Source organism: Paenibacillus sp. FSL R7-0345, assembly GCF_038595055.1.
Taxonomy (GTDB): domain Bacteria; phylum Bacillota; class Bacilli; order Paenibacillales; family Paenibacillaceae; genus Paenibacillus_AQ.
Map to the genome: position 1 here is coordinate 2,280,269 of NZ_CP152002.1, position 16,845 is coordinate 2,297,113.

The following is a 16,845-nucleotide window of genomic DNA, read 5'->3' on the forward strand; positions in this document are numbered from 1 at the left end:
TCCTTAGGAACCATTGATTTCATTCTCCTGTCTGTAGCGGAGCATATTGGCAGGTTTTCTTCGGCCGGCCGGCGAGTGCTGCAGCAGATGCCGTGCATAGCGCAGCGGGTTCTCGGCTGCGAGTCTGGCAGCCTGGCTGTCACCCGTCAGCCGGAATACCGAACGTCCCGGCTTGGAATTAGCTTCCAGCAGATAGATCCGCCCTCCGGGGTCAAGGCCGAAGTCGAGACCCAGCTCCCCGAGTCTGCCGCAGGATTTCTCCAGCAGGGGAGGGAGGACTGCTGCGGCGGCAGCAAGCTCATCCAGCAGCTCTGCCCCGGCTGGCCCGTATTCAGCGAGCAGAAAAGGAAGCGCAGCGGCTGCTGTTCCCCCGCCGTGCAGATTGGAGGTGAAGCTCCCGTGCCCGCCGAGCCGCACAGCCATACCGGTCAGTGTCCAGGCGCCGCGGCCGTTCTTTTGCATCAGCACCCGCACATCAAACGGCCGGCCCTGGCTGCCGGTTAAATGCAGGTAGGGCTGGATAATGCAGCGGCGTGTGCCGGTGAAACGGTCAATCCAGCGGAGTCCTTCATCCACTGTGCTGAAGTGACGGCGGAAGGGCTCGTTGGCTCCGCTCCGGCCGCGGATGCTCATTCCGCCGCCTTCTCTTGCGCTGAGCAGTCTGGCATGCAGCGTGCTTTTGCCGTGAGAGCCTGCCCGGGGCTTCAGAAATACGCCGTATTCCCGCTCGGCAAGCATGGAGCCGAGCGCGGCCGGACCGGTATAGAGCCTGGTCTCCGGCAGCAGGGGGGCAGCAGGACTGCGCCGGAGGATTTCATATACCCTCCACTTGTCGGGCAGTCCCCGTGACCAGGGAACTGCGCGGGACAGCGCAGCGAGCGCGGCCGCCGCCGCTTTTTTCTCCTGGCGGCTTGAATAGAGGCAGCGGTTATACAGGATATCGGGTGCCGGAGCTACAGTCTGCTGCCACCGGCCTTCCTTCCATGCGTAACCGGTTATGGATTCACCGTCCGCCGCGACATCTTCGGGATGGAACACCAGCACCTTCAGATCAAACAGCGGGGCTGCTGCGCTGAGCTGGCTGCAGAACTCCGGCTCGGCAATTGGAGGATGTCCCTGGCGCCGGCCAGTCATTATTCCGAGGAATCCCTGGGCTGTATCTGTCATAGTGCCTCCTTATAACCCGGCCAGATAGCGGCAATATAGAATCATTTGCTTTACGGACGGTCTGATTTTCTGGTCGTTAAGCGGCGTGTTGTCATTCTTGGACGGCTTGGAGTTGACCTCCAGCAGCCAGATCCGCCCCGACTGGTCCAGCGCCAGATCGATGCCCAGCTCCCCGAAGTGTGCGGGGATAAAGGTTTCAATTCCTCTGGCAATGGCCAGTGCCGCCCGGGGCAGCTGAACCTGCGAGCTTTCCTTCATTCCCGCAGGAAGGCTGCTTTTACTGATGGCCTCTTTCACCGTACTGAGCGTGCCGCCCCGGGCCAGATTGGAGACAAAATGATTGCTCCCGGCGGTGCGGGCGACAATGGAAGTCACTCCCCATTTGCCGGTGCCGTTCTTCTGCACAAGTGCGCGGAAATCGACCGGCCGTTTGCCGAGCTCCATCAGGCTCAGCCCCTGCTGGATCTGGAAGCGGGTCGTTTTCATCTTCGGTGAAATGGACTGGAACAGCTTTGCCAGCGTAGGATAGCTTTGCTTGCGCGTGCCCATCGGCGTTGTGGACAGCAGCCGGTACCCTCCGCCTTCTTCCCGGGAAATCCGCAGGATGCCTTTACCAAGGCTGCCGCGTACCGGCTTCAGAAAGACGCTGGAGTAGCTGTTACACATTTTTTTGAGGATGGCAAAGCCGTTAAAGGCGTGAGATTCGGGCAAATACCGCTGCAGGGCGGCATCCTGGCCCAGCGCCTCAAACACCTCGGTTTTGTCTAGGAACTTTTCATTGAAGAAATGGGTTCCGTAGCGGGATTTTACATCCGCCAGAAAATGCTGTACGCTAGGTTTGTTCTCTACCTTGCGCGTAGTAACCCGATTGTTGATTACATCGGCGACAGGAAGACTCAGCTTCCGCCAGCCCTCGTCGTATACCCAGCCCTGAATGGAGGAGCTGCGTGTTTCCAGCGCTTCCGGGGTAAAGAAATATACATAGGCACCTTGTGCTTGGCAGGCGTTGGTTAGTTCCCGGCAGAACATCGTGATCTGTCCGAACACTCTGTCCGGCTGGTCGGGATGGTCCCGGCTCACCAGCACGCCGATCAGCGGCCCGAGCCGCAGAATGCGGCTGCCGGTACTGTAGGTTGCATTCAGCACAGGCCGGCCTCTCCAGCCGAGCCGCCGGGCCAGCCCTTCACTGACGCGCAGGCTGTCGGCTTTGGGGACCGGAATGACGGTAACCTCCTGCCTGAATGAGCCGAAGCTCAGCTGGATAATGCCGTGAGCCGGTATTTTGAGCCTTTTCATGGATTTGTCGCCAAGCATGATCGCATTTTCCTGCAGGATGCCCGAGTGGACCGTTTGGACCGGGATCTTGAACTTAGACATCGTGGATCTCCTTCCGGTAGGCAGCATGATGCCGGCAATTATGAATCTAAGGGTTACATATCATTCATCATATGGAGACATCTGACCCTTGGTGATTGACCTATTCTGTAAAAAGCCGTGCCGGGCGTAAATCACTATTGCAGCAGGCGGCAGACCACTGACACAACAACAAATTTCAGGAGGTAACACAATGAACGTAATCGACAAGGCACACGAACTGGCCAGAGCCATTAAAGAAAGCACTGAATTTTCTGACATCAGCAGTGCCATGAAGGTGATTGAAGCAGATCCGGAGAGCAAACAGATGCTGGACAATTTCCGCCAGAACCAGATTGAGCTGCAGCAGCGGATGATGAACGGGGAGATGCCTCCACAGGAGGAAATGGAAAAAATGGAGAAGCTGTTCGAGGTGCTGAACCTGAATCTCGGCATCCGCCGGCTGTTCGACGCAGAACGCCGCCTCAGTGTGGTCATTGAGGACGTGAACAAAATCATTACGGACAGCCTGTCGCAAATGTACGGCGGACAATAATATTTCCGCTCCGCCTGGAGCAGGGTTAACACAAAGGGGACTCCCCGGCCGGTCGGCTGGAGAATCCCCTTTTGTTGTATATATAATGGGCAGGATGTTAATCCTGCTTGCCCTCTACGGCGCAGAGCAGAATTCCGGCAGCGAGCCCCAGGCGGCGGTCAAGCTGGCCGGTGCGGTCACCGGAGAAATCGGCGGTGATTTTGGTAACGAACGGGTTGATGTTCTGGCTGTAGGTGGGAATCGGGTCCCCCTGCAGCTCGATGCTGTATTTTTGCGGAATAAAGGAGATCACCCGGCGCAGCAGCGCCATAAAGGTACTGTCTTCCTTAATCAGCCCGATCTCCTGGTCATGTCTGTCCAGAATGATCCACTCATCCTTCAGAATCGATTTGAGCCCCTTGCGGCGCAGCGCCCCCACATGCTCACCCGTCTCGGAGTCAACCACGTCAAAGGTGACGCTGAAGTCGATGATATTCCGTGCCTTGATCCGCAAAAGCTCCCTTTCCATCGATTCGTCCGTGTACAGCGCAATGTCCTCTTTTAGCTTAAACGCCTTCATCTGTGAATAAAGCACCAGCTCCTCGGAGCTGTTATAAATGTGCAGCTTGGTGCTCATAATCGAAAAAACCTTTTTGCGGATCGTATACTCCGTATAGCCGTACGCCTGATTCAAGTACCATCGCCTCCTAATAATTGTATTCATCATCTCATATGACTGCGGGCTGTGCTATATCATTTTAGTTGGGCAGGTTCAAAATTTTGCAGACTTGTCTCATAAATCCCGGGGGCAGCTCATAGAGTAGAGATATAGATTCAGTTGAAGGAGCTGTTTGTGATGAAAAAAAGAAACAAGTTCAAGCACGTCATGTATCTGCTGATTGCACTCGCCATGCTGCTCTACGCGCTGCCGCAGCTGTCGTTCCAGAACGGGCCGAGCTGGGTGCTGGGCTTCGGCGTTGTCTGGTGCGTGTTTGCTTTTCTGATCATTGCCGCCCATCTGCATTTTATCATCGGGGTGGATGAGGAGAAGCAGAAGCGGCTGGAGGCGGTCCGCAAGCATAAGCTGGAGCAGTGGCAGGGCAAGTGGAATGAGGAGACCAGAATGTCGCAGCGTTTGTAATGGCCCGGGCAGAAATGTTGTGGGAAAAATACATCTCAAAGCCTGATTTCCGCAGCGGCGGGGCAGGCTTTTTTTTGTTAGCTCCTGTTTCCCCGCAAGGGTATAAATCATTCACTTAGTTAACTTATTTGGCCCTGTGCAGACGGTTGTACTCTGTAATTTCCGGCTGTATAATGAGTACAGAATAGTACAGATTGGGGTACGGGGGTGTAACAGTTGGAAGGACAAGGCGACAACATTACAAAGCATGAACAACTGCTGCAGCATATCGAAGGTCTCAAGGTAGGCACCAAAATTTCTGTACGCAAGCTGGCGAAGGAAATGGTAGTGAGTGAAGGGACGGCTTACCGTGCGGTGAAGGAGGCGGAAAACCTCGGCATCGTGATTACGAAGGAGCGGATCGGGACCGTCCGTGTCGAAAAGAAGCCGCGGAACATTTCCGATCAGCTCACCTTCGCGGATGTTGTAGATATTGTTGAGGGGCATGTGCTTGGCGGGGCTGACGGGCTGAATAAGCACCTGCATAAATATATAATCGGCGCGATGAAGGTCGATGCTATGATCCGTTATATTGATGCCGACAGCCTGCTGATTGTCGGGAACCGCGACGATGTGCATTCACTGGCCCTGGAGCAGGGGGCGGGGGTACTGGTGACGGGCGGCTTCGGCACCAGCCGTGAGGTCAAAGCGCTGGCGGACGAGCTGGATCTGCCGGTGATTTCCTCCAGGCACGATACGTTTACCGTGGCCTCGATGATTAACCGGGCAATCTTTGACCGGCTGATCAAGAAAAAGATCATGCTGGTCGAGGATATTCTGGAGAGCAAGCCGAAGCTGAACACGCTGAAAGTTTCCAGCACGGTCGGTGAGCTGCGGCAGCTGGCGCTTTCCAGCGGGGAGCAGCGTTTTGCCGTAACGGATGAATGGAACCGGGTCGTCGGGATTGTCGGCCGGCGGGATGTCGAGGAGCTGCAGGAAGGGCAGAGCATAGAAAAAGCGATGGTCCGCAGTCCGGTAACAGCGGCACTGCAGACCTCACTGGCTTCGGCGGCGCAGATTATGATGTGGGAAGGAATTGACTTCCTGCCGATCGTGGACCGCAACCGCAAGCTGGTCGGCTCGCTGACCCGGCGTGAGGTGCTGCAGAGCCTGCGCGATGTCAGCAACCAGCCCCAGATGGGCGAAACCTTTGACCATCTGATCTGGAACGGGTTTGCCGAGGAGCGGGATGAGGAAGGGAAGCTGTTCTTCCACGGCTTCATCACTCCGCAGATGGCGACGGATCTGGGGACCATCTCCGAGGGCGTCCTGTCCACGCTGATGACCCTGTCTGCGTTTAAGGCAGCCAAGGATATTACCGGCAACGATTATGTACTGGACAATATGTCTACCTATTTTATCCGCCCGGTGCAGATTGAGCACTCAATTATCGTGATGCCCAAGCTGCTGGAAATCAGCCGCAGAACCTGCAAGCTGGAGATTGAAATCAGCCACAATGACACGATGGTCGCGAAGGCTGTGCTGATGCTGCAGTCAATTGATCACGGGTAAGGTGACCGGATAAGGCAGGCACTAACCTGCAGTATGCAGCCGGGCTCAGGGCAGTTAGGCCGGGCCGCCCGCCACAGGTTGCGCTATATGAAGAGAGACCGCTCTATACTCTATAGGGCAGTCTCTTTTTTACTATTATATTAAAGTAGAGTTGGAAAAAAACGGTCTGATCCGCCATCACACTGCTGCCTTTTTACCGGGACTATGTGCATTAAGCATTCAGTTGGATTTTTGACACTTAAATTGGCCAGAATCCTACTCTGATAAAAAATAGATGGAAAATCATCACTTATTTCAATCTGAAAACGCCAGCAGGGGCAGATATCCCGGAATGAAGTGTCGTTTTTACAACTAGTATCCCGTTTTCGGCCATGATCCAGGAATTAGGTGACTATTTTCCACTTAGCTGTCTTCACAGAAGTACCGGGCGGCGGAGGGGGCGGCTGCAAATTGGGCAATCAGGCTGTAAAATCAACCGCGTTAAGCCTTCCGGCCGCTCCCGCTCCGGCTGTAATACCCGTAGCTGCGCAGCCCGGAGAAAATATTAAACGCCCCGATGACGAGAAACAGCGCCTCCACAATAACGCTGGGCGTCGATCCGCGGAACAAAAACATCGACATTAACGACAGCGTGACCAGCATGGCTCCGAGCAGCACGTTCATGATGGAGCGCCGGCGGCCTTTTTCCAGCGGATCGGGGGTCCGGCGTGAGGTGAGGCTGTATACGGCGGCACCTATCATAAAAATAACAAGCAGGATGAACAGCAGATACTTGATGAGCATAATCATGGACAGGCAGCTCCTTTATCAGGCGGTAATAAAAGAAAGATTAGTCCTCTGCGCGGCTTCCGCTAGCTTATATACCTGTCCATTATTGTAGCACGGCTGCCGCCGGTACGCCCTATTAATCTGCGGCTCAGCTGCGTTTATAGGGATTGACCTCCACCCAGATCTGCAGCACACCCTCCATGACCAGCATGGTTCGAATGCGTACAGAGTACTCTTTTTCCCGGACAAGGTAGACCTTGCCGTCCAGCAGCAGCCGCGCCAGCTTGCCGTCCGTATCAATATCGAACATGCTGCGGCCCCGCATCGGCTCCAGGTCTTTGCTCATCTGTCTGATGATTTCCTTCACAGTTACCTGATCCAGCGCGGCATCTCCCTCTTTTGTCTTGCTCTCCTCTGTGCGCAGCTTGATTTCCCGGATCACGGTGGAGGTGTTGTTGTATTTTTTCAGGGTTTTAATATCATTCCGGTACTGCTCAATCTCCACCCTCATTTCCTGATTGTTAAGCCAGAGCACATTATAGCCCATATGAAAAATGGCATTGTACATGACGGCTCCTGTCACCATTCCAAGCACAAAAACGGCGGAAATCTGCGAAAAACGGCGGTAGCGCTGAAAAGGCGGAATTCTCATGGCCTGCTCACCCCTTGCCGCACACCCATTTGACCAGCTCGCTGCCCATATGGGCGCCTAAAAAGGCGAATACCAGATAAAGGATCTGCTTGATGGCCGGAGACAGATTGCCCCCGATCATATTGCTCTCAATGACCCGCATGGGGTCGATGGTGCCTCCGACTGCGGCGGCGAGCGCCCAGATCTTGATCCGGTCGGCAATATCCAGCATCGTCTCTGTCGGCGGCTGCAGCGAAACGACCGCACCGATGCCTCCAAGCATGGCGCCGCCCAGCACGATGCCGAAGGCGATGAAGAAATCAAGCACGGCTTTGCTCATGAAAATAGTCATACAAGGCCCCTTTCCGGACAAGTCTGCCTGTCCCTGTGCACTTAATCCATTCTATGGGCGGTTCCCCCGGTAATATGATAAAATAGTTTCATCTTATGTTTTGATTTGAGTAGTGGAAGGGAAGTGGGGAATATGAGCCCATTCGTGCATTTGCATGTGCACAGCGAATACAGTTTACTGGACGGCGCGGCGCGCATTACGGATCTCGTGCGCCGGGCCGGCGAATACGGCATGAAGTCGCTGGCGCTGACGGATCATGGAGTAATGTATGGGGCAATCCCCTTTTATAAAGCTTGCACAGCCGCCGGCATCAAGCCGATTATCGGCTGTGAAGCCTATCTGACAGCAGGCTCCCGCCGTGAGCGGGGCAGCCGCAAGGATCAGCCGATTTATCATCTGATCCTGCTCGCGAAGAATGAAACCGGCTACAGAAACCTGATGAAGCTCGTCTCCATCGGCCATCTGGAAGGCCAGCACTATAAGCCGCGCATTGATACGGAGGCGCTGGCAGCCCATGCTGAGGGCATCATCTGCCTAAGCGCCTGTCTGGGCGGGGAAGTGCCGCAGCATCTGCTGCACGGGCGCGACGATGAGGCGCGTAAGGCGGCACTGCGGTACAAGGAGATTTTTGGCGATGACTTCTATCTGGAGCTGCAGGATCACGGCATTCCCGAGCAGAAGCGGGTCAATCCGCAGCTGATTGCCCTGGCGGCAGAGCTTGATATCCAGCTCGCCGCGACCAATGACGTACACTATCTGGCCAAGGAGGATGCCGAGGTTCAGGATGTGCTGATCTGCATCGGCACCGGCAAGACAGTGGATGACGAGGACCGGCTGAAGATCGGTACGGATCAGCTGTTCATGAAGAGCGGAGAGCAGATGGCGGCGCTGTTTCCGCATGTGCCCCAGGCGATCACCAATACACAGGAAATTGCCGATAAATGCAATCTTGAACTGACGTTCGGACAGCATATTCTGCCTGAATATTCACCTCTGCCCGAAGGGCTGGATGCCGCGTCTTACCTGCGCGGGCTCTGCCGCAGCGGGCTGGAAACGCGTTATGCGGATACACCGCTCTGGGCTTCGCCTGAGCAGAAGGCAACTGCCGAGCAGCGGCTGGACTACGAGCTGGGTGTCATTGAGAGCATGGGCTTCAGCGATTATTTCCTGATCGTCTGGGATTTCATTGCCTATTGCCACCGTCATGGCATCGTAACCGGTCCGGGCCGCGGCTCCTCAGCCGGCAGCCTTACCGCATATACGCTGCGGATTACCGATGTGGACCCGCTGAAGTACAACCTGCTGTTTGAGCGTTTCCTGAATCCCGAGCGGATTACGATGCCGGATATCGATATCGACTTCAGCGATGAGCGGCGCGATGAGGTTATCGCCTATGTGGTCGAAAAGTACGGCAAGGAGCATGTGGCCCAGATCATCACCTTCGGAACAATGGCTGCGCGGGCGGCGGTCCGCGATGTCGGCCGCGTGCTGAACCTGCCGTACAACGAGGTGGACAAGGCTGCGAAGCTGATTCCCGGACAGCTCGGAATCAGCATTGCCCGGGCGCTGGAGGGCAGTCCGGATCTGAAGGCTTTGTATGAAACAAACCGCAAGACACGGGAGCTGCTGGATATGGCGATGAAGGTGGAAGGCATGCCGCGCCATGCTTCCACACACGCCGCCGGTGTTGTGATCTCCAAAGGCCCGCTGACCGATGCAGTTCCGCTGCAGGCCGGCAATGAGAGCACAGCTTTGACCCAGTATTCCATGGAGCATCTGGAGAGCGTCGGGCTGCTCAAGATGGACTTTCTGGGCCTGCGCACCTTATCGATTATTGAACGCTGCATGAACTGGATCAGGGAGATGGAGGGGGCGGCTCCTGATTTCCGAACGATCTCCGATAATGATCCGCTGACCTATGAAATGCTTGGAGCGGGCGAGACGACCGGCGTCTTTCAGCTGGAGTCTGCAGGGGTCCGGCGCGTGCTGAAGGACCTGAAACCATCCGGCTTCGAGGATGTCATCTCGGTGCTGGCGCTGTACCGTCCGGGCCCGATGGAGTTTATTCCCAAATTTATTGCCGGCAAGCATGGCGAAATTGCTGTCGATTATCCGCATGAAGACCTGACGCCGATTCTGGCGGACACGTATGGCATTATCGTATACCAGGAGCAAATCATGCAGATTGCCTCTCTAATGGCCGGTTTCTCGCTTGGTGAAGCCGATCTGCTGCGCCGCGCGGTGTCGAAGAAGAAGCGTGAGACGCTTGATAAGGAGCGCAGCCACTTTGTACAGGGCAGCCTGCAGCAGGGCTATCAGGAGAAGGATGCAAATGCGGTCTATGACATGATTGTCCGGTTCGCTGATTACGGCTTCCCGCGGGCCCATGCCGCCGCTTATGGCGTGCTGGCCTTCCAGACAGCCTATCTCAAGGCGCATTATCCGGTGCAGTTCATGGCATCGATGCTGACGGCGGTCATGGGCACGCACCGCAAGGTGGCGGAATATGTGCTGGAATGCCGCCGCACCGGCATCGGAGTGCTGCCGCCGGATGTTAACGAGAGCAGCGTGCTGTTCACCCCGGTTCCCGGCGGGGACGGGAGCAGCGGGCATATCCGCTTCGGGCTGGCAGCCGTGAAAAATGTCGGAACACTGGCGGTGGAGAACATTATTGCTGTCCGCAAGGAGCGTCCGTTCGACAGCCTGCTCGATTTTTGCCGCCGTGTCGATTTGCGCGTCTGTAATAAGCGGGTCATTGAATCTTTGCTCCAGGCCGGCGCTTTTGACCGGCTGCCCGGCCACCGGGCCCAGCTGCTGGCCATGCTCGACGAGACCGTTGATGCCGCCGCCAAATGGCGCAAGGAGCGGGACGAGCTGCAGATCCAGCTGTTCGAAGATCTGATCGAAACCCCGAACTGGGAAATCCGCTATCCGGATATCCCGAAATTCAGTGTAACGCAGCAGCTGGAGCTGGAGCGCGAGCTGCTGGGGCTGTACCTGTCCGGCCATCCGCTGGATGACAGCGCGGCGCTGCTTGAGGAGCCGGGCATCCAGCGGCTGATGGACCTTGGCGAGGCCGCGGATGAGAGCCAGACGGTTACGGCGGGGATGGTCGTCTCCATCAAGGAGATTACGACCAAGGCCGGCAAGGCGATGGCTTTCATCCAGTGGGAGGACCAGATCGAGCGCTGCGAGGTCGTGCTGTTCCCTGAGGTGTGGAAACGCAGCCGCGGCCTGGTCGAGAAGGGCGCACTGCTGGCCCTGCGTGCCAAGGTGCAGCAGGAGGACGAGGGCTTCAAGCTGCTGGCCGAGGAGGTCGCGCCGCTTGGCGCGGACGCTCTCCATGGCCTGCTGCAGCGCCGCAGCGCAGCTGCCTCCCGTCCGTCCGCAGCGGGACGGACGGCCTCTGCAGGAGCGCAGCGCAGCGCTCCTGCACCCCGGGGCGGCGCCGGGGGCACCGGCGCGCCGCGTACTGCCGCAGGCGGCGCAGCAGCGCCTGCGGCCCAGCCCGCCGCACCTGCGGGAGCGGCGGGGAGCGGCCAGCGTGTCTTTATCAAGATCACGCCGGCCGCAGAGAACCCGGCGCTGCTCTCGCGCCTGCAGGCACTGCTGCAGACCCATCCCGGGCCTGCAGCCACCCTGCTGTTCTACGAACGCGAGCAGCGGGTGCTGGCGCTCAGCGACAGCTACCGGATCGAGCCTTCGCCGGAGCTGTTCGCAGCGGTTGAAGAGATGCTGGGAGCCGGTACAGTAAGAATAAAATAAGAACATTTCCGCCCTTTTCCGCATACATTAGGAAACCACTGGGAAGTGTCCCGTGCGGAAAGGGGAATGACAACATGTCCTATCAAATGGCAACAGAGCTGCTGGAACGAAGGGGCGTTACGCTGAAGGCTATCGCTGAGATCGTATATATTTTACAGTCCAAGTATTATCAGGATTTAACAGAGGAAGAGTGCCTGTCCAGCGTGAAATCGGTGCTTGGCAAAAGAGAGGTACAGTACACGCTCATGACAGGCGTTGCCCTGGATGAGCTGGCGGAGAAAGGGGCGCTTCCCCAGCCGCTGCAGGCGGTAATGGAGGCGGATGAATCGCTCTACGGCGCGGATGAGACGCTGGCGCTGGGAATTACGGGCGTGTACGGTATGATCGGGCTGACCAGCTTCGGCTATCTGGACAAAGTCAAGCTTGGCGTGATCGGCAAGCTGAATGATGAGCCCGGCAGCATTCATGTATTCCTGGATGACCTGGTTGCCGGGATTGCCGCAGCCGCTTCTGCCCGGATCGCCCACCGCCATGAAGGGGCAAAGGTGTATCCGCACGTCACCGGTACGCCATAAGGGATCACCTTTTAGCTGATGAATGCGGCCTCCTGGTCCAGCCTCCTCCGTTTTGCTCCTGTTGCGGGAAAAAAGAAAACTGTGTTATCATGATTCCATTATACGCGGGATACGGCTGGGAATTGAGATCAGGGAGGCCTTGCAGGACATGTGGACGGTAATTTATATAGCTCCAACCGCCAAAGTGGCGGATATGATTCAGAGCAAGCTTACGGAAGAAGGATTTCTGATAAAGTGCCGTCCGATCAATATGTCCAAGCAGCAGTTTGAAATTCTGGTTCCTTCAGGGGAGCTTGAGGAAGTGCAGGAAGCCCTGAATCTGATTTTACATCCCTGATTAAATATGTATAAGTGCGGTAGTGACAGCGGCAAGCTGCTGAATGCGCAAATAAACGGCTGAAGAGGTGCGACCCTTGTTCAAAGATTTATTTCAGAAAAAACGGAAGTACGCGACTATTCCTTCAGAACGTCTGGAGCGGAGCGGCGGACCGGCGGAAGGCGAACGCCCGAAACGGGAAATTCCCGAAGGGCTCATGAGTAAGTGCAGCAAATGCGGTACGATCCAGTACAGCAAGGAGCTGGAGAAGAATCTGAAGGTATGTCCGGCCTGCGGCCATCATATGCGGCTGAACGCGCTGGAGCGGATCGCCATGACTCTTGATCCGGAAGGATTTATTGAGTTTGACAGCGAGATTTCCTCGGTAGACCCGCTGAAGTTTCCGGGTTATGCCTCGAAGCTTGAGCAGCAGCGCTCCAAAAGCGGACAAGTTGAGGCAGTTGTGACCGGACAGGGCGCCATCGGCGGCCATCCCGTCATTGTTGCAGTGATGAATTTTGAATTTTTCTCAGGCAGCATGGGCTCCGCAGTAGGGGAGAAGATTACCCGTGCAGTGGAAGAAGCAACGGAGAGGAGACTCCCGCTGCTGATTTTCTCTACCTCAGGCGGAGCACGGATGCAGGAAAGTATCCTCAGCCTGATGCAGATGGCCAAGACAAGTGCGGCTCTGGCCCGTTTTGGCGAGTCCGGGGGATTATATATTTCGGTCATTACTGACCCTACCACAGGCGGCGTATCCGCCAGCTTTGCGAGCCTCGGCGACATAATTATTGCCGAGCCCGGCGCCGTATTCGGCTTCGCCGGCAGAATCGTCATTGAACAGACGATCCGCCAGAAGCTGCCGGATGATTTCCAGACGGCTGAATTCAACCTTCAGCACGGCCAGCTTGATCTGGTGGTGCACCGTAAGGAATTACGGTCTACGCTGACCAGGCTGCTCGATTTGCATGATGTGAAAGGGGGATTTTAGGTTGGCAGGAGAGTTGCCTTTTGAAATGCCTCTGGTAGAAATGCGCAAGAAGATTGCCGAGCTGAAGCAGTTCGGTGAAGAAAAGGGCATTGATTTTACGGATGAAGTCATCCGGCTTGAAGAACGTTACCGCGTGCTTGCGGATGAAATTTACAGCAATATTTCGGCTTCCCAGAAGATGCATCTGGCCAGGCATCACAGCCGTCCGACCTCGCTTGATCTGATCGGCCTTATCTTTACGGATTTCGTGGAGCTGCACGGTGACCGCCAGTTCGGTGATGATCTCGCTGTTGTCGGCGGGATTGCGAAGCTTAACGGACGGCCGGTAACGGTAATCGGACAGCAGCGCGGCAAGGATACGAAGGACAATATCCAGCGCTTTTTCGGCAGCGCGCATCCGGAAGGATTCCGCAAAGCGATGCGGCTGATGAAGCAGGCGGAGAAATTCCGCCGCCCGATCGTAACCTTCATCGATACCAAGGGAGCATATCCGGGGAATACGGCAGAGGAACGCGGACAGTCTGAGGCTATTGCACGCAACCTGTATGAGATGTCCCAGCTGGCTGTACCGGTCATCTGTGTCGTCATTGGTGAAGGCGGAAGCGGCGGAGCCCTGGCGCTGGCTGTGGGCAACCGTGTGCTGATGCTGGAGCATGCCATCTACTCGGCGATCTCGCCGAACGGTGCAGCCTCCATCCTGTGGAAGGATGCCTCCAAAGCCGAGCAGGCAGCCGAAGCGATGAAGATTACGGCAGCGGATTTGCTTGGAATGGAAGTTATTGAAGAGATTGTCCCTGAACCGCGGGGCGGTGCGCATCATGACTATGAGACAGCTGCAGCCAACATCAAGGAAGCCGTGTGGCGCCATTTGCAGGAACTGTCCAGTCTGGATGCTACAGAGCTCAAGGAGGACCGTTACCGCAAATTCCGCAAAATCGGTGAGTTTGCGGAAGGCGCCCAAGAGTCTCCGGTACCCGAGGAAGAAGTCCAAAACGTGGAGTAGAAAGACAGATTCATTTGCACTTTCACACATATGGAAGACTTTTCCGGTCTGAAGCTTCAGAAGTCCGGTTTATACATTTATTTCCACGTTAATCATCCCGCGGCAGTCGCGGGATGATTTTTATTTTGGTGACAGATTGCGTAAATTCGACGTAAATTTACACAGTAAACACGCCGGAACATTGATTTTGTGTCCAAGTTGCAGTAATATTCATTAGGGCGCAGTAAAAGGTACATGTGACATAGTTCCTATACAAACATTAAGCCTTATAGTAGATTTTGTAGTTGGAAAAAGTGAGACAGAGAGAACGAAAAAACGGAGGAAAACCTAATGCGGAAAAGTAAAATTGTATGTACGATCGGACCTGCTAGTGAATCGTTGGAGAATATCAAAAAATTGATTTTGGCTGGTATGAATGTAGCCCGTCTGAACTTCTCCCACGGCGACTTTGAAGAGCACGGCAACCGGATCAAAACGATTCGTCAGGCTTCCCAGGAACTGGGCAAGACCGTTGCTATCCTGCTTGACACCAAAGGACCAGAGATTCGCACAGGCAAGCTGGAAGTAGAACCGATTGAACTGGTACAGGATGAGTATCTGACACTGACTACGGAAGAAATCCTGGGCGACCAGAACCGTATCTCTATCACTTACAGCGACCTGCCTAACGATGTTTCGGTTGGATCGACGATCCTGATCGACGACGGCCTTATCGGACTTACAGTAGTCGACATTCAAGGCACAGAAATCAAGACCCGTATTGTTAACGGCGGTACGATCAAGAGCAAAAAAGGCGTTAACGTACCGGGAGTTTCCATCTCCCTGCCGGGTATTACGGAAAAAGACACCAACGATATCGTTTTCGGGATCGGACAGGACATCGATTTTATCGCCGCTTCCTTCGTTCGCAAAGCCAGCGACGTTCAGGAAATCCGTGCACTGCTTGAGAAGCACAATGCTTCCCACATCCAAATCATCTCCAAGATCGAAAACCAAGAAGGTGTCGATAACCTTGATGAAATCCTGGCAGTTTCTGACGGCCTGATGGTTGCCCGCGGTGACCTCGGCGTAGAAATTCCGGCTGAAGATGTGCCTCTGGCTCAGAAGCTGATGATTCAAAAGTGTAACGTTGCCGGCAAACCGGTAATCACAGCTACCCAAATGCTGGATTCCATGCAGCGCAACCCGCGTCCTACCCGCGCTGAAGCAAGTGACGTAGCGAACGCTATCTTCGACGGAACAGATGCAATCATGCTGTCCGGTGAAACAGCTGCCGGTAAATATCCGGTAGAATCCGTACTCACAATGTCCCGCATTGCCGAGAAAGCGGAATCCGCGCTGAACCACCGCGAAATCTTCATGAAGCAGCAGATCGCACAAGAAACAACTGTTACTGAAGCAATCAGCCAATCCGTAGCGATCTCCGCTCTGGACCTGAACGCTAAAGCTATTATTTCTTCAACTGTAACCGGCCACACAGCACGCGTGGTTTCCAAATACCGTCCTAAATCCCAGATCATCGCAGTAACGACTCAGGAAAGAACAATGCGTCAACTGGCACTGGTATGGGGCGTAACTCCAGTATTCGGCAAAGAAGCTACTACAACTGACGAACTGCTGGCTACTGCACTGCAAGGCGGTAAAGCTTCCGGTCTGGTTAAAGCAGGCGATCTCGTTGTGATCACTGCCGGTATCCCGCTGGGACGTTCCGGATCCACTAACCTTGTAAAAGTGGACACGATTCCTGCCGACTAAGACAGCTTCATTTCCATAACGGATATATGATATAAGCCAAAAAAGCAATGGTGTAATCCGCCATTGCTTTTTTGCTTGATATCAGGGCTTTGAATGATTATATTTGATTGAGGGTTTTTTGAGAACGCCGGTTGCTTTATTGCGTATGAAAACAGGGCTTTTCAGGTAAGCCTGTGACAGGCCTTTAGGATATAGACGTTTGACTGTAAATGCATCACCCTGGGCATTCGGGCTTGAAGGCACAGCAACGGTAACCTTGTCCTGGATCATGATGCCGCCGTTTGCCGGCTTAAGTTTAGGGCTTTTACCGTTTACCCGGCAGCAGCGGAAGCGTACCGGTGAAGTTTTGGCGAGATCAGCAACGGTTCCGCCAACCTGCGGCGCTTCCATAATCCACTCGGCAGAGGATTGCGGGCCGTTATAGCGCTGAATGGTACGGAAGGTCCAGCGTTTGCTCAGATTGCACAGCCGGATGCACCATTTGCCGCGGCTCAGCTTTACAATGCTGGCCCTGATATGATCTCCGGGAGATACGGGAAGCGGAATGACAGTCTCGGCTTCAGGAAGAATCTCCCACCAGGCATAATAATGGACGGTTCCGTTCATGGATTCGTGTCCGGTGCCGCACTGGATCAGGCTGCTGTTTTTGAAGCCGTCGATTCCGATCCAAGCCGAAGAATAAGCGGGCTTAGCCGTAGGCTTTACGTAGGGGACTGTCCACTCGGCCGATATGCGCCGGAAGGCGCCTTTTTTGCCGGTGATGGCATATCCGCTCCAGTTGCTTGACGTCCAGCCGAAGCCGATGTGCCGGGTCCGGCCGGTATTGGTCTTGTCAGCAAGACAGGGCTGACTGCGCTGAAATCTATGAACTGTGCTCACTTGTCCACCGCCTTTTATAAGGTTCTGCTCTATTTAATGCGGTGAAGTCTCGTAAAGGTTGGG

Annotated in this window: 16 protein-coding genes; 9 read left to right on the forward strand and 7 right to left on the reverse strand. The window is 55.2% G+C overall.

All coding sequences use genetic code 11. The annotated features are described in order from the left end of the window. Positions 1–3: 3 nt before the first annotated feature. Entirely contained in the window at positions 4–1,167 is a 1,164-nt protein-coding gene (locus tag NST84_RS09460; RefSeq protein WP_342565339.1) for a YheC/YheD family protein, read from the reverse strand. A 9-nt stretch (positions 1,168–1,176) separates the two neighbouring features. Continuing rightward, complete coding sequence (locus NST84_RS09465) at positions 1,177–2,544, reverse strand: YheC/YheD family protein (protein ID WP_342565340.1); 1,368 nt, start codon at positions 2,542–2,544, stop codon at positions 1,177–1,179. A gap of 190 nt (positions 2,545–2,734) precedes the next feature. On the opposite strand from NST84_RS09465, the gene NST84_RS09470 reads away from it, so the two are divergent. Continuing rightward, entirely contained in the window at positions 2,735–3,076 is a 342-nt protein-coding gene (locus tag NST84_RS09470) for a YlbF family regulator (protein ID WP_039871742.1), read from the forward strand. A gap of 97 nt (positions 3,077–3,173) precedes the next feature. Here NST84_RS09470 and NST84_RS09475 read toward each other — a convergent pair whose 3' ends face one another. After that, positions 3,174–3,749, reverse strand: coding sequence for a hypothetical protein (locus tag NST84_RS09475; protein ID WP_342565341.1), 576 nt, complete (start codon positions 3,747–3,749; stop codon positions 3,174–3,176). Positions 3,750–3,911: 162 nt separating this feature from the next. Here NST84_RS09475 and NST84_RS09480 point away from each other — a divergent pair, with 162 nt between their 5' ends. Together NST84_RS09480 and NST84_RS09485 are read left to right on the forward strand one after the other, a co-directional pair. Continuing rightward, positions 3,912–4,196: a hypothetical protein gene (locus NST84_RS09480; RefSeq protein ID WP_342565342.1), complete on the forward strand. Its 285-nt coding sequence runs from the start codon at positions 3,912–3,914 to the stop codon at positions 4,194–4,196. A gap of 216 nt (positions 4,197–4,412) precedes the next feature. After that, the gene (locus NST84_RS09485) at positions 4,413–5,747 is read left to right on the forward strand and encodes a DRTGG domain-containing protein (protein ID WP_342565343.1); all 1,335 of its coding nucleotides are present in this window, start codon (positions 4,413–4,415) and stop codon (positions 5,745–5,747) included. A 480-nt stretch (positions 5,748–6,227) separates the two neighbouring features. On the opposite strand, the gene NST84_RS09490 is transcribed toward NST84_RS09485, so the two are convergent. The 3 genes from NST84_RS09490 to NST84_RS09500 all read right to left on the reverse strand — a co-directional run bounded on the left by NST84_RS09490 (position 6,228) and on the right by NST84_RS09500 (position 7,498). Continuing rightward, a complete protein-coding gene (locus tag NST84_RS09490) occupies positions 6,228–6,536 on the reverse strand; it encodes a YtpI family protein (protein WP_342565344.1) in 309 nt (102 codons plus the stop codon). 127 nt (positions 6,537–6,663) lie between these two features. Further along, positions 6,664–7,167, reverse strand: a complete 504-nt coding sequence (locus NST84_RS09495; RefSeq protein WP_342565345.1) for a hypothetical protein — start codon at positions 7,165–7,167, stop codon at positions 6,664–6,666. Between the two features lie 7 nt (positions 7,168–7,174). Next, positions 7,175–7,498 carry a YtrH family sporulation protein gene (locus NST84_RS09500; RefSeq protein ID WP_090713685.1) on the reverse strand — a complete coding sequence of 108 codons (324 nt, stop codon included), beginning with the start codon at positions 7,496–7,498 and terminating at the stop codon, positions 7,175–7,177. A gap of 132 nt (positions 7,499–7,630) precedes the next feature. Between NST84_RS09500 and NST84_RS09505 the strand changes: the two genes are divergently transcribed. The 6 genes from NST84_RS09505 (at position 7,631) to pyk (ending at position 15,903) form a co-directional block, all read left to right on the forward strand. Continuing rightward, positions 7,631–11,263 (forward strand): DNA polymerase III subunit alpha, encoded by a 3,633-nt coding sequence (locus tag NST84_RS09505; RefSeq protein WP_342565346.1) that lies wholly within the window; start codon positions 7,631–7,633, stop codon positions 11,261–11,263. Positions 11,264–11,337: 74 nt separating this feature from the next. Then, entirely contained in the window at positions 11,338–11,838 is a 501-nt protein-coding gene (locus NST84_RS09510) for a phosphatidylglycerophosphatase A (RefSeq protein ID WP_342565347.1), read from the forward strand. A gap of 148 nt (positions 11,839–11,986) precedes the next feature. Then, a complete protein-coding gene (locus tag NST84_RS09515; protein WP_342565348.1) occupies positions 11,987–12,175 on the forward strand; it encodes a glutamate decarboxylase in 189 nt (62 codons plus the stop codon). A gap of 76 nt (positions 12,176–12,251) precedes the next feature. Further along, complete coding sequence (accD, locus tag NST84_RS09520; RefSeq protein WP_342565349.1) at positions 12,252–13,145, forward strand: acetyl-CoA carboxylase, carboxyltransferase subunit beta; 894 nt, start codon at positions 12,252–12,254, stop codon at positions 13,143–13,145. Between the two features lies 1 nt (position 13,146). Continuing rightward, complete coding sequence (locus NST84_RS09525; RefSeq protein ID WP_342565350.1) at positions 13,147–14,148, forward strand: acetyl-CoA carboxylase carboxyltransferase subunit alpha; 1,002 nt, start codon at positions 13,147–13,149, stop codon at positions 14,146–14,148. A gap of 330 nt (positions 14,149–14,478) precedes the next feature. After that, positions 14,479–15,903: a pyruvate kinase gene (gene pyk / locus NST84_RS09530; protein ID WP_342565351.1), complete on the forward strand. Its 1,425-nt coding sequence runs from the start codon at positions 14,479–14,481 to the stop codon at positions 15,901–15,903. An 81-nt stretch (positions 15,904–15,984) separates the two neighbouring features. On the opposite strand, the gene NST84_RS09535 is transcribed toward pyk, so the two are convergent. Beyond that, a complete protein-coding gene (locus tag NST84_RS09535) occupies positions 15,985–16,782 on the reverse strand; it encodes a G1 family glutamic endopeptidase (RefSeq protein ID WP_342565352.1) in 798 nt (265 codons plus the stop codon). Positions 16,783–16,845: the final 63 nt, after the last annotated feature.